Raw genomic sequence first — 18,936 nt, forward strand, 5'->3', positions numbered from 1 at the left:
CCGCCTTAAGAAGGCATGCAAAAAAAGAGAAAGATCAAAGAGCGAATGCAACTGGTCCGACGTGTCACAATAATCCTTGGCAAAATACTAGCCCTTCTTCTCGTGCTGGTGCTTGTGGTTTATGCCGGACTTGTGGTGACAACTAGTTTTCAAACAGGTCGCCAATTCCTCGGATCAACTTTGAATTCTTTCTTGCCGGATGTGAGGATTGATCAACCTCGCCTGACCGCTTCCGGCAATCTGTTTGCGGATGGTGTCTATCTTTCCGATGCAAAGGGCGCATGGCTTGAGGTTCACAGCGCTTCAGTTCGTTGGTCGCCACTTTCGCTTCTTGTCGGAGCACTTGATATTCACGAGGTCGCCGCACAACGGATTACTTTGGCAAGATTGCCAGAAGCTGCGGAAAATCCGGTTACTGAACCTACCCCTACTGAAGAAACAGGGGTTACGCTGCCTTTCAGCACCGTTGATCTCCAAAATCTCAACATCAAAGAACTTGCGCTCCCCCCTTCTATTGCCGGTATGCCTGCTCAGTTCGAAATCACAGGCACTGCAACTTATGCGAGCTCTCCTGACAAAATTGCCGGCAAGCTCAACATTACGCGCATTGGCGACGTTCAGGGAACAGCAAGTGTTGACGTTGACTTTGATCCGGCAGATGGCGTAGTCAATTTCCGTGCCATGGTCTCTGAAGCAGCCAATGGGCTGGCTGCCACTCTTCTTGACCTTCCAGATGCGCCTAGTTTTGCGCTACGTATGGAAGGTGGCGGCCCGCTGACAAACTGGTCATCTTCATTACAAGTAGATCTGAATAGGGTTCGAGCCATTGATGGTGACATTACTCTTGCACAAAATGGAACGCAGAAATCACTAGCGACACATTTATCGGGGGAACTCGAGCAGTTTCTTCCCTCTTCTATCTCTAGCCTATTTGCCGGGCAGACCACGTGGTTTGCAAACGCAACACTCAATGAAGATTATCTACCGCTTTCAGCAACCGGAAAGCTCTCAACCGGTGCGGTCTTAGCGCATTTGGAGAACACTTACGCAACTGACAAGAACTCTTTGATAGCGAAAGTCCAAATCCAAACACTTCAGAGCAACAACAAACCGCTTCTCATCAATACTGGCGGGCAGGCCGTTCAACTGGACACTTTGTCCGTGACGGCATCGGCTTCAGGACCGCTTGAGAGCCTGAACTGGGACTTCTCTGTTCAAGCCGATAAGATTAAAACACAAGAAGCTGATCTGGGGACGCTTAGTCTTTCTGCAAAAGGTGATGGTGCGCACATTTCCACGCCGATAATGTCCATCCCTCTTGAAGCGCTTCTTCGAGTTAGTGACATTCATCTTGCTGCAGCAGCACAAGACCAAAACATCAAAAATGTAAGTGTTTCACTCAAAGGCACAGCGTTTCCAAATCAGGAAAAGCTGGAGCTTAGCGATTTACACTTGGAGAGTGATGGAGCGGCTGCACGGTTTAACTTGGTCGAACTCTCACCGAACAATGGACGGGCACAGGGGCATCTTTCTGTATCTGACCTTAGTCTTCTGTCAGGGTTTGTACAGCAAAACATCAGTGGCTCTGTTGAGGCTCAGTTGTCTTTGCTAGCGGATTTCCAAAAACAATCTGGAGAGATAAACCTCAAGGGAACAAGCAGCCGAGTGAGCCTGCAAAATGAGCGCATTGACCGTATCCTCACTTCGCCAAGTCGGTTTTCTGCCAAGGTTATAGCAACGCTTAATAGAACTGATCTTCTTGCTTCGTATGGCCAACTAGACACGCTTTCATTTGAGAACATGTTTGGGCAGGTTGAAGCTAATGGCAGTTTGCAGGATCGTCAGCTGGATGGTGCATTTTCCGCCCAGGTGCATCAACTCGACCTGCTGGAACCACGTGTAAGCGGAGCGCTCACTGCTAGCGGGAAGATTTCAGGTAACGCTTCAGCACCTGATGTGTCACTTGAAATACACTCTGAGCGGATTGAGATGGATGGCACTCCGTTAGAGAAGTTGCAGCTTGTAGCAGATGGGACACTTTCTGAGACGGCCCCCAATGCGGACATCAATCTCACTGGCAAGTTTAAAGGGGAAGAACTTGTTGGTAAGTTCAAGCTGCTCAGTGACGCTGGTAAACTGTCTGTTCCAACACTAGATTTTGATTTCGGCGGGAACAAACTCAGTGGCAACGCATATGCTGCTGATCTTGCTCTCCTACCACAAGGTTTGGTTGGACAGTTCACCATTGAAGCCAATGACCTGAGCACTTTGTCATCGCTGGCTTTGACCGAGATGGAAGGTCAGGCTCATGGACAAATCGATATTGAGCAAGACAACGGTGATGCCAAAATCTCATTTGATCTTAATAGCGAAAATCTTCGGTTTGCGCAAAGCTCCATCATGTCCTTTGTCGCAAAAGGCTGGATAGACAAGCCTTTCACGCGCCCAGCTGCAAATGCAAACATCGCGCTCGATGGTGTTGAAGTGGAAGGGGTAAATCTGAGATCATTGACGTTGAATGCGACGCCTGTTGAAGGCAACACAAGTGCAGAGATTGCAACTGGCTTTTCCATTAATGCCGAATTTGCTGAAAACAGCGACCAACTTCAGAGCGCGGGGCTGGTACAAGCTGTTCCCGATGGGATCATTCTTACGCTCAATTCTCTTAATGGCCGATACAAGGGTATCCAGACGAACCTCAAGCAACCTGCAGTGATTTCGCTCCTTGAAGACAAGCGTACAGTTTCCTCCTTTGAACTGGCTCTTGGCAATGGCTCTTTGAATGTTTACGGCAGCAACAGCAACCAGCTCGATATCAATGCCGAACTGAAGCAACTGCCACTTTCTATAGCGAATGCCTTTGTTCCAAGCCTTGCTTTGGATGGAGCGCTCAATGGGACGGTTCGCGCCTTTGGTGAGAACGATGCACCCCAAGTCAGTTGGCAACTCGCTCTGAACCAGTTTTCAGCCAAGCCGCTTCAGGATAACCGCATCCTCCCCCTTCAGATTGAGAGCACTGGATCATTTGCTGACAACAAAATTGACCAGAAAACCATTGTCACAAACGGTTCAGGCCTGAACGTTCAGGCAGCAGGGGCAATTGGGCTTGCAGGTGGTCAAGAGGTGTCTTTGACCACGTCAGGCAACATTCCCCTTGATGTGGTGGGAGCCAAGTTGATCGAACAGAATTTGGGTGGTAGTGGCGGCTTCCGTCTGAGCGGATCAGTTGCCGGTTCCCTCAAAGATCCTCAGGTCGCTATTGATATCCAGCCAGTGAACCTTGAGACCACGCAGCTCTCAACTGGGATGACACTGACAGACTACTCCGGTGACATTAAGGTTACGCGGCAAGAAATTGCGATCAATAAATTTGCCGCCAAGTTCAGCAATGGTGGCACGTTGCTACTTGATGGCAAACTGGGACTGGGTTCAGGCCTGCCGGCGCAAATAGAGCTCACAATTGATGGTGGTCGCTATGTTGACGGGACATTTGTTAGTGCATTGATTGATGCCAACCTTGCATTACAGGGCTCACTTGCCGATGCGGGTGCCCCTCCTGCTATTTCGGGCAAAGTCACCATTAACCAAGCAGATATTGAAATACCGAGCACTTTTAACTCCAGTATCAATCCTGTGATTGTCCGGCATTTGAATGCACCCAAGCCGATCCTCAATCAAGCGAAGATCCTTGCGCAAGATGAAGGACGGGAAAAAGCTAAGAAGAACGAACAACCGAGCCCAATCTCACAAGCCAGTTTGAATGTGGATGTGGAGGCGCCAGGCAAAATCTTCATACGTGGCCGCGGCGTCAACGCTGAGGCCGGCGGATCGCTTAACATCGGCGGTAAGCTCAATGATGTGAAGACAGTGGGCGCCTTCTCTCTGGTGCGTGGCCGTATCGATATTCTCTCAAAACGCCTGACACTCAGCCGCGGTAATGTGACGTTTAGCGGTTCACTTGTACCAACACTCGATTTTGCGGCAACGACAACATCCGGCTCAACGGAAGTGACTGTTTTGGTGAGTGGGCCTGCTGATTTGCCTGTGATTGATTTCACTTCAGTCCCAAGCCTGCCAAAGGATGAGGTCCTAGCGCAACTGCTGTTCGGCGAGTCTGTGAACGATCTTTCGCCAATTCAGTTGGCAAGCCTTGCAAGCGCGATCGCAACGCTAACCGGAGGCACTGGCGTCGAGGGGCCATTGGGCACACTCCGAAATCTATTGGGTGTCAGCGATATTGATATAAAATTTGATTCAGCAGGAAATCCAGAACTGGCCGTTGGTGGATATATAAATGAGCGTATTTATCTGGGCGTGACACAGGAACCGACAACAGGTGACAATGCAGCGACTGTTGATATTGATGTCACGAAGTTCCTGAAGCTTCGTGGTGAAGCCAGCTCTGACGGAGATGCAAAAGCTGGCTTCTATTATGAACGGGAGTACGACTAAGTCGACGGCCCAGCGAGGCGGACAGCCTCTTCGTAGATAGGCTTTGGTAGGTTGACGCCGTATTGCTCTGCTTTTTCGCGGGCAGCAAGACGAGATGTTCCTGGTAAACGTGCGCCCTCCTCTGCCTCAATCGCGGCAACAAGCGTTTCCATCCGTTCGGCAAACAAACCACCAGAGACAAGATCAGCGTTGATTGCCAAAATAACCTGACCAAGATCAGGGGCATCCCCCTCTCCTGAGAACAAACTGGACGCCTCAAAACCAAATGCAGCTCCGCATAAGCCTGCTGCCATGATCTCAATCATCATGGCCAAAGCCGCTCCTTTGGCCTCTCCGATAGGGATCATAGTTCCTGCAAGCGCCGCCTCCGGATCAGTGGTTGGCTGTCCGTCTTTGTCCAGCGACCAACCTTCCGGGATAGATTTGCCTGTTCGCTGCGCTGCCATGATCTTTCCGCGAGCGACACGTGAGAGCGCAAGATCAATGACAAGTGGCTCTCCATCTCCATTAGGAGCTGCAAATGCAATTGGATTGGTTCCGAACATAGGGTTCTTGCCGCCATAGGCAGCAATTGCCTTAGGCCCATTGCCAAAAATGAACGCAACCATTCCATCACGCGCCAAGCGCTCACAGTGGGCCCCCGCTTGCCCAAAGTGGTGAGAATGACGGATCGCACTCAAAGCCAGCCCATTTTGCGAGGAAGCGTCTTTCAGAAATGGCAGCGCAACTTCAATTGCTGGGTAAGCAAATCCGTATTTGGCATCAATCCGCTGCACAACCGGAGTGATCAGCTCTGCTTCTGGTTTGGCAAAGCCGTCTACCTTGCCGGTTCTGGTTTGGGCGGTGTAGGACGGAATTCTGGAAAGGCCGTGGCCTGCCTGACCATCTGCCTCTGCGTTCACCAAAGCATTTGCAACGATCTTCGCAATTGCAGGATCTGTTTTGTTGGCAGACAAGGCTTCAATGGTGAGTTTACGTGCTTCTTCTAGTGAGAGATTGACCGTGTCTGACATGGAGCGACCTTAGCTATTCGAGTTTCAAAGCAAGTCGCTCCTGACACATTTTGCGGATAAGCACAATTGCGCGTGTTTCTTGCGAAGACATAAATGCAGATTGACCTTGTTCATTTGAGCGGAGCAAATGACATTTCAACAGAACGGGTGCTCTCGCAGTCTTCCGGAATGACATCATTCCAGATTTTTCCGTTCAACCCATCTCAACCTCTTTCTCGTAACGGCTTATGAAAGCATGAGTTTTGGATCTACTCGTGTTGCATTGAGAAAGAGACAATCATTACACACCCTGATTTGCATTGCAGAATGGATCAATCTTTGTAAATCCTATGGGGACTAGGTGTTTTTCCTAGAACTACCACTTATATGTGTAGGTCAGATAAAACCGTCGTTAGGTCTTGTTCTTCTATCTCTCCTTAATTGCCTGGCGGGATATGACTTCATCAGGAGATACTCATGAGCACAACACTCTCAGCAACCAAAGAAATTCCGCTCCTACGTGAAGCTTGTCTCATAGGAGGAAAATGGGTCAGCGGAGATGAAAGCAACTCCATCTCTGTAAACAATCCAGCCACAGGCGAAATCATCGGGCGTGTTCCACGTTTTGGCCGTCCTGAGACTGCAGATGCAATCGATGTAGCCCATGCAGCTTTTGCTGTTTGGTCTAAGATGACAGCAGTTGAGCGCTGCAATTTGATGCTGCGGTGGGCAGACGTGATCACTGAAAACCAGAAGGACCTTGCTGAGCTACTCACTATTGAAATGGGTAAGCCACTGGCTGAATCTACTGGTGAAGTTGCTATCACAGCTAACTACATTCGTTTCTTCGCTGAAGAAGGCAAACGGGTTTATGGCGATGTGATCCCGTCCCCTTGGAAGGACCGCCGTATTATGGTGACCAAAGAGCCTATCGGTGTTGTTGGTGCCATTACACCCTGGAATTTCCCAAGCTCTATGCTGGGGCGCAAACTGGCGGCAGCTCTTGGTTCTGGTTGTACTGTTGTGGCCAAACCGGCAAGCCAAACGCCTTATTCTGCGTTGATCCTGGGTGAACTTGCGGAACAGGCTGGAATTCCAACCGGTGTGATCAACATCATCACCGGCTCAGCAGCCCAGATTGCTGACGAACTTTGTGAGAACGACAAGGTCAGCAAGATCACCTTTACCGGATCTACTCCAGTGGGTAAACAGCTTGCCTCGAAAGCATTGGCCAACATGAAAAAGGTCTCTATGGAGCTTGGCGGCAACGCACCGTTTATCGTGTTTGACTCAGCTGATCTTGATAAGGCAGTCGAAGGTGCAATTGCTTCCAAGTTCAGGAACTCTGGCCAGACTTGTGTGTGCGCAAACCGCATTTACGTTCAGGCAGGTATTTACGACGAGTTCTCAGCAAAGCTGAAGGCTGCTATCGAAGATCAGCTGTGCGTTGGTGATGGTTTGAAGCCGGGTACCAACCAGGGCCCTCTGATTGATGAGCATGCTGTCGCGAAAGTCGAAGAACTCATCACTGATGCCGTTTCGAAAGGCGGAACAGTGGTAACAGGCGGTAAGCCAGATGTTCAGGGAGGCACGTTCTTTGAGCCAACCCTCCTACTTAATGCGACCCCAGACATGAAGGTTGCCAAGGAAGAAACGTTTGGTCCGTTTGCACCTGTCTTCAAATTTGAAAGTGAAGATGATGTGGTCAAGATGGCGAATGACACTGAGTATGGCCTTGCCTGTTACTTCTACACCCAAGATTTGGGTCAGACCTTCCGTGTAATGGAAGCATTGGAATATGGTCTTGTTGGCGTAAATGAAGGTGTGATCACGACCGAATATGCTCCATTTGGTGGTTACAAAGAAAGCGGAATGGGGAACGAGGGTTCCAAATACGGCGTGGATGATTACATCAACATCAAGTACTCTTGCATTGGCGGGCTTGGCCTTTAACGATCAATACTAATTTTGTGGGAGCCGGAGTGTTCATCGCTCCGGCTTTTCTTTTGAGGACTGCTTTCGTGATTATCGAAGAAGAACGCTGTACAGCTGCTCCAACACTTAACGGCGAGCGCATTATCATGCGGGCTCACCAAACTTCAGATTTTGAAGCATGCTGCGCTTTGTGGGCACACCCTGATGTGGTTCGCTATATTTCAGGGAAGCCTTCCAGCCCAACGGATACGTGGGGACGCATCCTCAAGTATGCAGGGCACTGGAGCCTCTCCGGTTTTGGGTATTGGGCTGTGATTGAGAAAGACAGCGGAGAACTTATCGGCGATGTTGGTTTCTCTGACTTCAAGCGAGACATCACTCCAAGCCTTGATGGATTTGCAGAAGCTGGTTGGGTGATTTCGCCCAAGTTTCATGGCAAAGGTTATGCCCGGGAGGCTGTCGAGCTGAGCCTGTCCTGGTTACGGAGTTCCAGACTGTTTCCTGAAGTTCATTGCATTATTGCCCCTGAGAACAAAGCCAGTGTCAGCCTTGCTGAGCGTGTTGGTTTTGAGAAGTATACGGACGGGACTTATCTCGGACAACCGACCCTTTTCATGAAGCAAAGCTTTACTTAAGCTCAAGAGCCCAACCTGTATCCGCCGGGTTGGGCTTGTTCATTCTCAGCGATCCTGTATATCCTTCAGTTAAAGATCCACGCAGGCTGAGTTATGCAGAAATACGATAAGATTTACGCCAAGGACGAAAGTTACTTCGGCCATACTTCCAAGCAGTTTACAACGCTGTTCTCAAACCTCGACTTTGACAGCGGCACAATTCTCGATCTGGGTGCAGGACAAGGACGCGACGCGATTTTCCTTGCCAAGCGCGGTTACAATGTAATTGCTGTCGACAGCTCCAAAGTGGGACTGGACCAGTTGCAGGAACGAGTAGACACGGAGAACCTACCGATTGAGGTTGTTCACGTGGATGCACTTGGTTACACGCCCCCACAAGGTCTTGATGCAATTGTTGCTGACCGTTTTTTCCACGAGCTGCCGAACAATGCACGTGTCAAACTTTTACAGCGTATGCTCAGTCACCTTCGCGTTGGTGGTTATATGCTTATCGCTGATGAAAAGAGTGTTTTGCCGAACCTGCGCGACACTTTGAAGAAGGAAAAGTTTGAGTTTTTGCGTGACAAAAACGGCATTCTCTTCACTTACAAGCCGTAAATATCTGATTGGAGGCGCATGTGTGTGCCTCCCTTTCTCATTCTTTTCAGTAGTGCTGAAACTGAAAGACCACACACGAAAGTGTGATGTAAAACCCGTATATTTTTGCAGTTGTATCAACCGGTTTTACAATCTCCTTTATATTGCCACAGTGATAACTCATTTCCGCAACAATGTTTGCAAAAATTGGCGATATTGCTGACTTTCTTGTGATTGTGCACCTGGGATGAACAATGCGTTTAATTGCAATTCCCAAAACATATGCCAATTGTATGCCCAAGATTGAAATTCAAAGTTCAACATAATTGGAGATTACAATGAAATCAGTTCGCTTTGGAATGCTTGCAGTCGCAGCTTCTTTCCTCGCTACAGCAGCAGTTGCTGAACCAGTTGCTTACGACGTTGATATGTCCCACGCCAATCTCGCTTTTGACTACAATCACCTTGGTTATTCCACCACTGATGGCCGTTTTGCTACTTGGGCACCTACTCTGGTCATCGACGAAGCAAACCCAGCAAACTCTAAAGTGGACGTTGAGATTGATGTCAACTCACTCAACACATTCTGGGAAGCTCGCGACACACACCTGAAGAGCGCCGATTTGTTCGATGTTGCCAAGTTCCCATCCGCAACATTCAAATCCACCAAGGTTGAGCAGGTTGGAGAGAAAAAGCTGGAAGTGACTGGTGATCTGACCATCCGCGGCATTACCAAGCCAACTGTTCTTGAAGTTACCGTCAATCAGTTAGGTGAGCACCCAATGGCTAAGAAGCAAGCTGTTGGTCTTGATGCCACAACCACAATCAAGCGTTCTGATTTCGGCATGGCGATGGCTGTACCTTACGTGTCTGACGAAGTGAACATCAACATCAGCTTCGAAGCGACTGTTAAGTAATGTTTCCGGCCTGTCGGGTGCTGAGAATGCTCTGGCAGGTCTGGTCGAACTTTGAGAAGGGGCAGCGATGCCCCTTCCCTCGATCAAAGGGCCTTTTCAATGATCAGGAACACTCGATCAGCCTATGGCATCGTGGCGATTGCATTACACTGGACCATAGCAACGCTCATCATCGGTATGCTGGGCTTCGGCCTGTATATGGTCACACTGCCGATATTCGAGCCTGCAACTTACTCTCTTTATCAGCTTCACAAGTCCATTGGCTTTGTCGTATTGGCGTTGGTCTCCTTGCGCATTCTCTGGAAAATCACTGGCATCACACCTGATTTACCTGCAGAAATGCCACTTTGGGAAAAGCTTGCTGCACATTTAGGCCACATCAGCCTTTATGCTCTGATGTTGCTTATGCCGCTGACAGGATGGCTGCTGGTTTCGTCCAGCCCACTTGGTCTACCGACAGTTTTCTTTAACCTCTTTGAGATTCCGCACCTACCAACACCTGAGTTTTTAGGGCAAAAGGCAGATGTATCTGCGTTCTTCACCGCAGTGCATGGCTGGGCTGCGTATGCATTTATCGCAGTGATCCTTGCACATGTTGGAGCTGCTCTGAAGCACTACTTCATATCCAAGGATAAAGTCTTACAGCGTATGTTGTCCTCAAAAGCCTAATTTGAGGATCTGGAGAAAACCATGAAACGATTGACCGATATGTTCTTTAAAGCCGGCGTATTTCTGACCTTCATCTTAGTCGGAGCAGCTTCATCTGCCTTTGCAAATGAATGGTCAGTGGATCGCAACAAGAGCACGCTTGGCTTTGAGGTCATCAATAACGGAAATACCGTTACGGGCACTTTTGCGACCTGGAATGCTAAGATCATCTTCAACAAAGAAGAGCTCGACAAAGCCCAGATTCAGGCGACAATCATCACTGGAAGCGTAAAAACAGAAGATGCGCAAGCAGCAGGTGCGATTACGACACCGCAGTGGTTGGATATTTCCAGCTTCCCTGATGCAGTTTTTCGCGTAGATAACGTGGTTCCTGCTGGTGGAGACCTCTATGAGGCTGCCGGTACGCTGGAACTCAAAGGCGCAAAGATCGCTGTGTTCTTGCCCTTCACGTTGACCATTGAAGGCAAGACCGCACACGCGGTTGGTGAGGCAACGCTCTCTCGCAGTGACTTCAAGATTGGTGATGGTGTGCCAGACAGCACTGTCAGCAATAAGGTGACTGTGAAACTGGACCTATACGCCACTCGTTGATGGATTGCGCCAAAGAGAGCCTTGCATTTTCCACCAAGTCTCTCGTCAATTCGGCGTAATCTAGCAAATTTGACAAGTTTTGAAGGCTGAGGGGCTTTGCCCCTCGGCTTTTTCTCTATAAAACGGCGCTCAGCAAATTCAACAGTGTACAGCGGTACACCAAAATAGCCAGAGAGTGCCAAGATGTCCGAAACACTTGCTCCCGAGTACGTTCACACCTCTCTTTTTCCATTGGGTAAAGACAAAACTCCTTATCGCAAACTGACCTCCGAGTACGTGAGCGAAGTTGAGTTTGACGGTGAGAAAATCTTGAAGGTGGAGCAAGAGGGTCTTCGCTTACTTGCCGAAGAAGCGTTTAAAGACATCAACCATTTCCTGCGCCCTTCCCATCTGGAGCAGCTCCGTAAAATTCTCGACGATCCTGAAGCAACTGCAAACGACAAATTCGTTGCTTTTGACCTGATGAAGAACGCGAATATTTCAGCTGCTGGCGTATTGCCAATGTGTCAGGACACTGGCACTGCAATTGTGATGGGTAAGAAAGGCCGCAAAGTCTGGACTAACGGACATGACGAGGCAGCGCTCGGTGAAGGCGCACGTGACGCTTACTTCAAAAAGAACCTGCGCTACTCCCAGCTTGCACCAATTTCCATGTTCGAGGAAAAGAACACAAAGAACAATATGCCGGCTCAGATCGAGCTTTATGCTGAAGGCGATGACGCTTACAAGTTCTTGTTCATGGCGAAAGGCGGTGGATCCGCTAACAAGACCTTCCTGTTCCAAGGCACTCCAAGCCTACTGACCAAAGATCGCATGATTGAGTTCCTGAAGGAAAAAATTCTCACACTTGGTACTGCGGCATGCCCACCATATCACCTCGCAATCGTCATTGGCGGCACATCTGCTGAGTTGAATCTAAAATCTGTAAAAATGGCTTCTGCCCGTTACCTGGATGAGCTGCCAACGGAAGGTTCTGAAGGCGGCCACGCATTCCGTGATCTGGAAATGGAAGCTGAAATTCATAAGCTGACACAGTCCAGCGGTGTTGGCGCACAGTTTGGTGGCAAATACTTCTGCCACGACGTGCGCGTGATCCGATTACCGCGCCATGGTGCATCCTTGCCGATCGGCATTGGCGTATCTTGTTCAGCAGACCGTCAGGCGACTGGCAAGATAACCAAGGAAGGCATCTTCCTTGAGGATCTGGAGCGGAATCCTGAAGTCTATATGCCGGAAGTTACCGACAACGATCTTTCTGATGATGTTGTAAAGATTGACCTCACGCGCCCAATGAGCGAAATCCTTGGCGAACTGACCAAGCATCCAACTAAAACACGGCTTTCGTTGAGCGGTCCATTGATCGTGGCCCGCGATCTGGCACACTCCAAGCTCCGGGATCGTCTTGAGGCAGGCGAACCGCTCCCAGACTACATCAAGAACCACCCAGTTTACTATGCAGGCCCCGCTAAAACGCCAGAAGGCATGCCATCCGGTTCGTTTGGGCCAACCACTGCTGGCCGCATGGATGCTTATGTAGATCAGTTCCAAGCTGCTGGTGGCTCCATGGTGATGCTCGCCAAAGGTAACCGCTCAGCGGGTGTACGCCGCGCGTGTCAGGCTCACGGAGGCTTCTACCTCGGTTCCATCGGCGGACCTGCTGCCCGCCTTGCTCAAGACTGCATCAAAAGTGTTGAAGTGGTTGAATATGAAGAGCTGGGTATGGAAGCCGTTTGGAAGATCGAAGTTGAAGACTTCCCTGCTTTCATCGTGGTTGACGACAAAGGCAATGACTTCTTTGAAGAGCTGAACCTGAGCTAAATATTCCAGTGAGATAATATCGAGATTGAAGGGCGTTCTTTGGAGCGCCCTTTTTGTTTCTTGAATTCGTGACAATTTCATTCAATCACAATTCAAATTAGCCACATTCAAGCTTCGTTGATTATATTAATTAGTGTTTTAGCTAGATGCAAATTAAGCTCGAGACGAATGTAAATCAGCTTCGAATGGATCGTGAGTAAATTCCTTTTCCATAAGAAGTATATAGCAGCAGTTGTAGTCTGTATTACTTCAACAATTAATAGATTTGACATTCTAAGCTGCGAGCGTCTCCCTACTCGCTGCATAAATTCCCTCATGCAAACGAGATAAAACAAACAACAATATCCCAGGGGGTATCAATGCGCATACTTATCGCGAGTGTTGCTCTTTGCTTCGCAGCACTATTTACCGGAACTCAGGCAGATGCCGCAGCGTCTGGCAAGTTCTTTGATCATGCATCCAAAAAATGGGTTTCCTATGGTTCTGCTCACCATGGAAAATCCCCAATCAAACGTAAGCAGGTCAGGTATAACGGCTCATACGGCCCGAACACTATTGTGATCAGTACAAAAGATCGACGCCTCTATCATATTCGCGGCAATGGTACCGCGATGGTATACGGTGTTGGCGTCGGCCGTCAGGGTTTCCAATGGTCTGGAACTCATCGAATTACCCGCAAAGCTGAGTGGCCAAGCTGGACACCGCCAAAGGTCATGATTGAGCGTGAACGTCGTAAAGGACGTAACCTGCCTAGCTTCATGAAAGGTGGCCCTAACAATCCACTTGGCGCACGTGCCATGTATATTGGCAGCACCATCTACCGCATTCACGGTTCCAATGAACCATGGACGATTGGTTCGGCGGTCTCATCAGGCTGTATCAGAATGGCGAATGAAGACGTCATTCACCTCTATGACAATGTCAATGTTGGTACGAAGGTGATCGTGCTTCGCTAGACTGCATGGGGCTGGTTCTTTGCCAGCCCTACTTGCTGAGGTCTCTACTCAAACCACGCTCTTGCAGTTCACTCAAATATCGATTCCATAAAAACCCTTTTTGATCATTCATTTCCTGAAAATACGCCCAAGTGAAAATCCCGGTATCGTGCAGATCATCAAATGTCAGCTTAACTGCATAGTTTCCAACCGGATCTACACCAATAATCGTTGTGCCCTGCTTCCCCGCGATCACTTTTCGTTGATCTGGAGTATGCCCTTGCACTTCTGCTGATGGGGACATTACTCGCAGAAACTCCGAGGTAAATGAGACTTCAAGGCCATCATCAAAAGTAATTTCAAGATTTTTACCTTGGTTTTTTAGGTGGATTTGCGTAGGCCAGCGTGTATCCGACATATTTTTTTATCCTTGCCCAAGTTCATGGAACTCAGTATTGATGATTTAGGAATTATACCTGTGGTTCTAAGATATATTTCTAGTTAAATCCACTGGAACTCCTTACTGATGGATTGACGCTAACTCATTGCGTACTACATTAGAATTGTTAAATTCGTCACCTAAAGAGATACGTGAGTGGAGGTTTCCATGGGGCAGTATGCCGAGGACAAACAGCAGGGTGCCCACCCAGCATTGATTGACCCGTTCGGCCGCGCCGTGACGTATCTTCGCGTCTCTGTGACTGATCGTTGTGACTTGCGATGCGTCTATTGCATGTCCGAACACATGACTTTCCTTCCTAAGAAAGACGTTCTTTCTCTGGAAGAGCTGGACCGTCTCTGTACGGTATTCATCGAAAAAGGTGTTCGGAAAATCCGTCTGACCGGCGGAGAGCCGCTGGTTCGCAAGAACATCATGAGCTTCATCCGAGGCCTGAAGCGGCATCTGGATAGCGGTGCGCTTGATGAGCTCACCATTACCACCAACGGCACTCAGCTCGAGCGCTATGCCGAAGAGCTGTATGAAGCTGGAGTTCGTCGCATCAACGTTTCTCTCGACACCTTAAATGCAGAAAAGTTCAAGGATGTCACCCGATGGGGGGATATTCAAAAGGTTTTCGATGGCATCAAGGCCGCTCAGAAAGCCGGTCTTCAAATTAAGCTGAATGCTGTTGCGCTCAAGAACTTCAACGAGAATGAGCTTGTTCCGATGTTGGAATGGGCGCATGAACGTGGACATGACCTGACATTCATTGAGACAATGCCACTTGGTGAGATAGATGGCGACCGGAATGAGCAGTATCTGCCGCTAAGCGACGTGCGTAAGGCACTCTCCGCCAAGTACACACTGACAGATATTCCATATAAAACCGGTGGCCCTGCCCGCTATATGCAGATTGAAGAGACTGGTGGCCGTCTTGGGTTCATCACCCCGATGACGCACAACTTTTGTGAAAGCTGTAACCGTGTGCGTGTGACCTGCACCGGACAGTTATTCATGTGCCTTGGCCAAGAAGATCAAAAGGACTTACGTGCGGCGCTACGAGCATCTGAAGGAAATGAAGTGCTTTCGGAAGCGATTGAATCAGCGATTGCACGAAAGCCAAAGGGGCATGACTTTGTTATCGATCGGGATAACAAATCTGCGACTGGAACGCGTCATATGAGTATGACGGGTGGATGAATTTGTATTTTTAAGGCTGAACTAGAGCTGTACGTAGGTCGGACTGGCTTTCATCATAGTTTTATTTTGTGATGCTTTTCTCATTTCACCAATAGATATTCGCTATAACTGTAATCTCCCTGCTCTCGTTCATGATTAACACACAAAAGAGCCTCGCAGGGAGATTTCTTACTTAAGCTGTTAATCTCTATCTATCCGAGATAGAATATACTCACACTAAATGAAAAAACTAACAGCAAACAGCCAGACCTCATGAAGTTATGTGGTAGATGCTGCATCACCACGGCCAGTCAATCCAGTACTAATAGCCTGGAAAATTTCAGCTATTTCTGTCCCTATTGTTGCTACTGCACCAATAATTACGACAGAAATAAACCCTGCAATCAGACCATACTCAATTGCGGTTGCGCCTGACTCGTCTTTAAGAAACTTAGCAAACATTGTTTTAAACTCCGTATTGAACCCTAGAAGCCCCACTCCTCATCGGGACTAACCGCAACCTAAGCCTTCATTTCTTGCCAATTTATGAATCAAATTTGCAGGGCAATTTAAGTTTGATGGGCATAAGCACTATTATCAGTAGTGCATGGTGAGTTCCACAAATTCAGCATGCACATAATATCATTAACTTATTGATTTAAATATTTTTTTCATTAAGTAAAATTTGCAGCAATGCACTAACTATTTGTTTACTTTATCTATTAGTTGTCAGTTTTCGCAGTGCATAGTTTTATTTCTTTAGCTCAATTCGCTGCTCTCTGTTTCTCTGCGGCTTCGCGTCTTTCCAAAAACCTCTCCACAAGACATGAAATGCGTGGGATCGCGCGTAGCGGCCTTGCATTAAAAGTCTTTGCATTGGCAACTCCGTTGTTTCGGTTTGATTTTGGAAAATCTCTTTCGCCAGAAAGTTCATTATCGTATTCTCCTTGCCACATTTTCGTTGGACAATAGTCTTGTGGCGAAGCCCCTGACAAACGAGTAATTTCAAGTATTCGGATCAGTTTTTTTGAGGCGAAATGCGTTACTCCCTTCCTCCACTCAATTCGTTCAGGGCCTTTGAATGCGTTGCACGGCACATGAGCTTTGCGAAGGCAGCCAATGAGCTTGGGCTTACGCCGTCGGCATTGAGTTATCAGGTCAAGATGCTCGAAGATCAGCTACAGACTCAGTTGTTTACACGTTTGAATCGAGCGATTGAGCTAACTTCAGCTGGGCACCGATTGTTGCCGGGCGTTGAAGCTGGGTTAGAAAACTTCAGCGAGGCTGTTGCACGCATTAAAGGAGTAGATGAGGATAAAGTCCTCGTTATATCCACGGGACCGGGAACAGCTTCCAAGGTTATTGCGCCTCGAATTTATCGCTTCATGGAGGTTTATCCTGAAATCGAACTTCGCATTTCCGCCAATTTGAAGCTCGTAGATTTCTACAGGGACGATGTTGATCTCGGGCTCCGCTTCGGGCGTGGGCCATATCCGGGATTACATATTGATTTTCTAGCGCAAGATTTTCTTACACCCATGTGTGCGCCTCGACTGGCGAATGAAATGAATGAGCCCACCGACCTAAAGAATTTTACCTTGCTTCATGAAGACAGCATGGCGACGTTCTTGAACGCACCGGGATGGAAGGAATGGCTGAAGACTGCAGGAATTTCCAGGACCTCCTGGTCGGAGAAAGGAATGCACTTTTCTCAGATTGATCATGCTCAGGATGCAGCTATTGAGGGGGCTGGTGTTATTCTTGGTCGCAAAGTTTTGTGCGCGCATGACGCACGACTTGGTCTGCTGGCGAAACCATTCGACTTCGAAATTCCTGCAACTGCTCACTATATGCTGGTTGGGTTGGAAAATTCATTTCAGAAACATAAGTGCAAGGCATTCATAGACTGGATAAAGTCGGAACTTAATGAACTATGCCTTTCATAATTGCGTTTCGTAGCACTGAGCACTGCAAACAGAAACGGCAGATGTCAATGAGATGACTACCTGCCGTCTAAGTGAAGCCTTATCAGTCAAGTCAATTTATTGCTAATCAACCAACAACGATTTTAGGTGCTGACCTCGCAGCATCTCTAGTGGGTTGAAGGACGCCCTGCCAAAGGCCAGCAGCAATGATGCCGTAGGCCTTTGAGACTGGACTGTCTGGATTACTCACTGTGATTGGAGTGCCTGTATCAGATTGCTCTCTGATTTCCATTATCAGGGGCACTTCACCCAAGAATGGGACTTTCATCTTCTCAGCTTCTGCTTTTGCACCACCATGACCAAAGATCTCATGCGTGCCACCGCAGTCTGGGCAGACAAAGTGACTCATGTTTTCTACGATACCCAATACAGGGATCGCAACTTTCTCAAACATGGCAATACCGCGGCGAGCATCCAGAAGCGCAAGGTCCTGTGGTGTTGAAACGACCAAAGCGCCTGTCAGAGGTACTTTTTGAGCCATAGTCAACTGAACATCACCCGTTCCTGGCGGGAGGTCAACGATAAGCGCATCCAGCTCACCCCAGTCAACTTCGCGCAGCATCTGATTGAGGGCAGACACCACCATTGGGCCGCGCCAGATCATGGCCGTTTCTTCTTCTACCAGAAAACCAATAGACATCAGCTTGATGCCATGAGCTTCCAAAGGCTTCATAATACGGTTTTCAAGAACTTCAGGCTGTCCAGAGGCTCCCATAAGCTTTGGGATTGATGGGCCATAAATATCAGCGTCCAGCAAACCAACCTTCAAGCCCATTGCAGAAAGTGCAAGTGCGAGGTTGGCTGATGTTGTTGATTTACCAACCCCACCTTTACCTGATGCAACAGCTATAATGTGTTTCACGCCAGGCACTTCCTGCTTTGCTGGCATTGGAGTGCCTTTCGGCGGAGCTTTGCGTGCAGCAGGTGGTGGCGCAGATGGAGAGCCAGGTTGTTTTTCTGCTGTGAGTGCGACAAGGACCGTTTCAGCATCAGGAAGCACCGATACAACCTTCTCAGCAGCCTGACGAAGCCCTTCAAGTTCAGAAGCTCGCTCTGCGGGTACTCTGATTGAAAAGACGACACGGCCATCTGATACAAACAGGTCTGCAACCAGATCCTGATCAACAATGTTGCTCTTGCCATCAGGCGATTTAACCTGTTTGAGCACGTCGAGAACGCGCTCCTGCGTCAACCCAGCCATAGTCTCTTCAGTATCCTTATGGTTCTTGCCTGATGTGAACCCGCCTTTGAGGCGCCCCCACAATCCTTTAGGTCTGTCGTTGTCCATAGTGCACACCCTGTAAAGCTCTGTATTGCAGAGAGGGATAATATGATCTTGAAAACAAATATGCCTGCAATCTGAATGTGCAAGCTTTTGCCGATGGTTCTTTTATAACTTGGTATACTTCTCACGAAGAATAGAGCAATACAGAATTCACCAAAGACGTTCTTTGTCCTTTGCACATTCGCAACCTGTTTTGCCAACTCGGCATGCAATCAGTTGAGCAGAGTTCACGCAAAGTTGAGGTCACCAACACAAATTCACAGATATTTGCGCTTCACGCAAAATCTTTCAATGCAGATAAAACCCAGTGTCTTCTGAGGATTAGCGCACCACCTAGGGGATCCACCTTACGCATTGGGGAACTCGTTTCATGCTCTTGATACATTAGACCCACAAACTGAGCGGAATGCATGGTATTTAGGGACCTAAGAACCCTCTTGTTGCTGCACACAGAAGCAAGAGGATCGGGCGAAATTCATGCTGACAATTCTGTTCTGCATTTTCCACGGGCTAGGAGGCAATCGT

15 protein-coding genes are annotated in these 18,936 nt (G+C 48.5%); 11 read left to right on the forward strand and 4 right to left on the reverse strand.

Features of this window, described 5'->3' with window-relative positions:
* Positions 1–45: 45 nt before the first annotated feature.
* A complete protein-coding gene (locus BM231_RS15245) occupies positions 46–4,452 on the forward strand; it encodes a translocation/assembly module TamB domain-containing protein (RefSeq protein ID WP_093520750.1) in 4,407 nt (1,468 codons plus the stop codon).
* On the opposite strand, the gene BM231_RS15250 is transcribed toward BM231_RS15245, so the two are convergent.
* Positions 4,449–5,465, reverse strand: a complete 1,017-nt coding sequence (locus BM231_RS15250; RefSeq protein WP_093520671.1) for an Ldh family oxidoreductase — start codon at positions 5,463–5,465, stop codon at positions 4,449–4,451. The genes BM231_RS15245 and BM231_RS15250 overlap by 4 nt on opposite strands.
* A gap of 456 nt (positions 5,466–5,921) precedes the next feature.
* Here BM231_RS15250 and BM231_RS15255 point away from each other — a divergent pair, with 456 nt between their 5' ends.
* The 8 genes from BM231_RS15255 (at position 5,922) to BM231_RS15295 (ending at position 13,541) form a co-directional block, all read left to right on the forward strand.
* Positions 5,922–7,397, forward strand: a complete 1,476-nt coding sequence (locus BM231_RS15255) for an NAD-dependent succinate-semialdehyde dehydrogenase (RefSeq protein ID WP_093520673.1) — start codon at positions 5,922–5,924, stop codon at positions 7,395–7,397.
* A 29-nt stretch (positions 7,398–7,426) separates the two neighbouring features.
* Positions 7,427–8,014, forward strand: a complete 588-nt coding sequence (locus tag BM231_RS15260) for a GNAT family N-acetyltransferase (RefSeq protein WP_208860393.1) — start codon at positions 7,427–7,429, stop codon at positions 8,012–8,014.
* 93 nt (positions 8,015–8,107) lie between these two features.
* The gene (locus tag BM231_RS15265; RefSeq protein WP_093520675.1) at positions 8,108–8,611 is read left to right on the forward strand and encodes a class I SAM-dependent methyltransferase; all 504 of its coding nucleotides are present in this window, start codon (positions 8,108–8,110) and stop codon (positions 8,609–8,611) included.
* A gap of 317 nt (positions 8,612–8,928) precedes the next feature.
* A complete protein-coding gene (locus BM231_RS15270) occupies positions 8,929–9,507 on the forward strand; it encodes a YceI family protein (protein WP_063310766.1) in 579 nt (192 codons plus the stop codon).
* Between the two features lie 99 nt (positions 9,508–9,606).
* Positions 9,607–10,176, forward strand: coding sequence for a cytochrome b (locus BM231_RS15275; protein WP_063310765.1), 570 nt, complete (start codon positions 9,607–9,609; stop codon positions 10,174–10,176).
* A 21-nt stretch (positions 10,177–10,197) separates the two neighbouring features.
* The gene (locus tag BM231_RS15280; protein WP_093520677.1) at positions 10,198–10,767 is read left to right on the forward strand and encodes a YceI family protein; all 570 of its coding nucleotides are present in this window, start codon (positions 10,198–10,200) and stop codon (positions 10,765–10,767) included.
* Positions 10,768–10,950: 183 nt separating this feature from the next.
* Positions 10,951–12,585, forward strand: a complete 1,635-nt coding sequence (locus BM231_RS15285) for a fumarate hydratase (RefSeq protein ID WP_093520679.1) — start codon at positions 10,951–10,953, stop codon at positions 12,583–12,585.
* Positions 12,586–12,944: 359 nt separating this feature from the next.
* Complete coding sequence (locus tag BM231_RS15295) at positions 12,945–13,541, forward strand: L,D-transpeptidase (protein ID WP_057465994.1); 597 nt, start codon at positions 12,945–12,947, stop codon at positions 13,539–13,541.
* A gap of 28 nt (positions 13,542–13,569) precedes the next feature.
* Here the strand turns inward: BM231_RS15295 and BM231_RS15300 are convergent, their stop codons facing one another.
* Positions 13,570–13,938: a gamma-butyrobetaine hydroxylase family protein gene (locus tag BM231_RS15300; protein ID WP_093520683.1), complete on the reverse strand. Its 369-nt coding sequence runs from the start codon at positions 13,936–13,938 to the stop codon at positions 13,570–13,572.
* A 189-nt stretch (positions 13,939–14,127) separates the two neighbouring features.
* Here BM231_RS15300 and moaA point away from each other — a divergent pair, with 189 nt between their 5' ends.
* Positions 14,128–15,162 carry a GTP 3',8-cyclase MoaA gene (gene moaA, locus BM231_RS15305; protein WP_093520685.1) on the forward strand — a complete coding sequence of 345 codons (1,035 nt, stop codon included), beginning with the start codon at positions 14,128–14,130 and terminating at the stop codon, positions 15,160–15,162.
* 258 nt (positions 15,163–15,420) lie between these two features.
* Here the strand turns inward: moaA and BM231_RS15310 are convergent, their stop codons facing one another.
* A complete protein-coding gene (locus BM231_RS15310; RefSeq protein WP_063310906.1) occupies positions 15,421–15,603 on the reverse strand; it encodes a Flp family type IVb pilin in 183 nt (60 codons plus the stop codon).
* Positions 15,604–16,178: 575 nt separating this feature from the next.
* Between BM231_RS15310 and gcvA the strand changes: the two genes are divergently transcribed.
* Positions 16,179–17,087 carry a transcriptional regulator GcvA gene (gene gcvA / locus BM231_RS15320; RefSeq protein ID WP_093520689.1) on the forward strand — a complete coding sequence of 303 codons (909 nt, stop codon included), beginning with the start codon at positions 16,179–16,181 and terminating at the stop codon, positions 17,085–17,087.
* Between the two features lie 106 nt (positions 17,088–17,193).
* Here gcvA and apbC read toward each other — a convergent pair whose 3' ends face one another.
* The gene (gene apbC / locus BM231_RS15325) at positions 17,194–18,327 is read right to left on the reverse strand and encodes an iron-sulfur cluster carrier protein ApbC (RefSeq protein ID WP_093520752.1); all 1,134 of its coding nucleotides are present in this window, start codon (positions 18,325–18,327) and stop codon (positions 17,194–17,196) included.
* Between the last annotated feature and the right edge of the window lie 609 nt (positions 18,328–18,936).

Source organism: Pseudovibrio ascidiaceicola (assembly GCF_900114245.1).
GTDB classification, from domain to species: Bacteria; Pseudomonadota; Alphaproteobacteria; order Rhizobiales; family Stappiaceae; genus Pseudovibrio; species Pseudovibrio ascidiaceicola.

Coding starts and splice junctions, on each gene's coding strand:
- BM231_RS15280 (WP_093520677.1), top strand. CDS start 10,198: ATGAAACGATTGACCGATATGTTCTTTAAAGCCGGCGTATTTCTGACC.
- BM231_RS15285 (WP_093520679.1), top strand. CDS start 10,951: ATGTCCGAAACACTTGCTCCCGAGTACGTTCACACCTCTCTTTTTCCA.
- BM231_RS15300 (WP_093520683.1), bottom strand. CDS start 13,938: ATGTCGGATACACGCTGGCCTACGCAAATCCACCTAAAAAACCAAGGT.
- BM231_RS15275 (WP_063310765.1), top strand. CDS start 9,607: ATGATCAGGAACACTCGATCAGCCTATGGCATCGTGGCGATTGCATTA.
- BM231_RS15295 (WP_057465994.1), top strand. CDS start 12,945: ATGCGCATACTTATCGCGAGTGTTGCTCTTTGCTTCGCAGCACTATTT.
- BM231_RS15310 (WP_063310906.1), bottom strand. CDS start 15,603: ATGTTTGCTAAGTTTCTTAAAGACGAGTCAGGCGCAACCGCAATTGAG.
- moaA (WP_093520685.1), top strand. CDS start 14,128: ATGGGGCAGTATGCCGAGGACAAACAGCAGGGTGCCCACCCAGCATTG.
- apbC (WP_093520752.1), bottom strand. CDS start 18,327: ATGGCTGGGTTGACGCAGGAGCGCGTTCTCGACGTGCTCAAACAGGTT.
- BM231_RS15245 (WP_093520750.1), top strand. CDS start 46: ATGCAACTGGTCCGACGTGTCACAATAATCCTTGGCAAAATACTAGCC.
- BM231_RS15270 (WP_063310766.1), top strand. CDS start 8,929: ATGAAATCAGTTCGCTTTGGAATGCTTGCAGTCGCAGCTTCTTTCCTC.
- BM231_RS15250 (WP_093520671.1), bottom strand. CDS start 5,465: ATGTCAGACACGGTCAATCTCTCACTAGAAGAAGCACGTAAACTCACC.
- gcvA (WP_093520689.1), top strand. CDS start 16,179: ATGCGTTACTCCCTTCCTCCACTCAATTCGTTCAGGGCCTTTGAATGC.
- BM231_RS15255 (WP_093520673.1), top strand. CDS start 5,922: ATGAGCACAACACTCTCAGCAACCAAAGAAATTCCGCTCCTACGTGAA.
- BM231_RS15265 (WP_093520675.1), top strand. CDS start 8,108: ATGCAGAAATACGATAAGATTTACGCCAAGGACGAAAGTTACTTCGGC.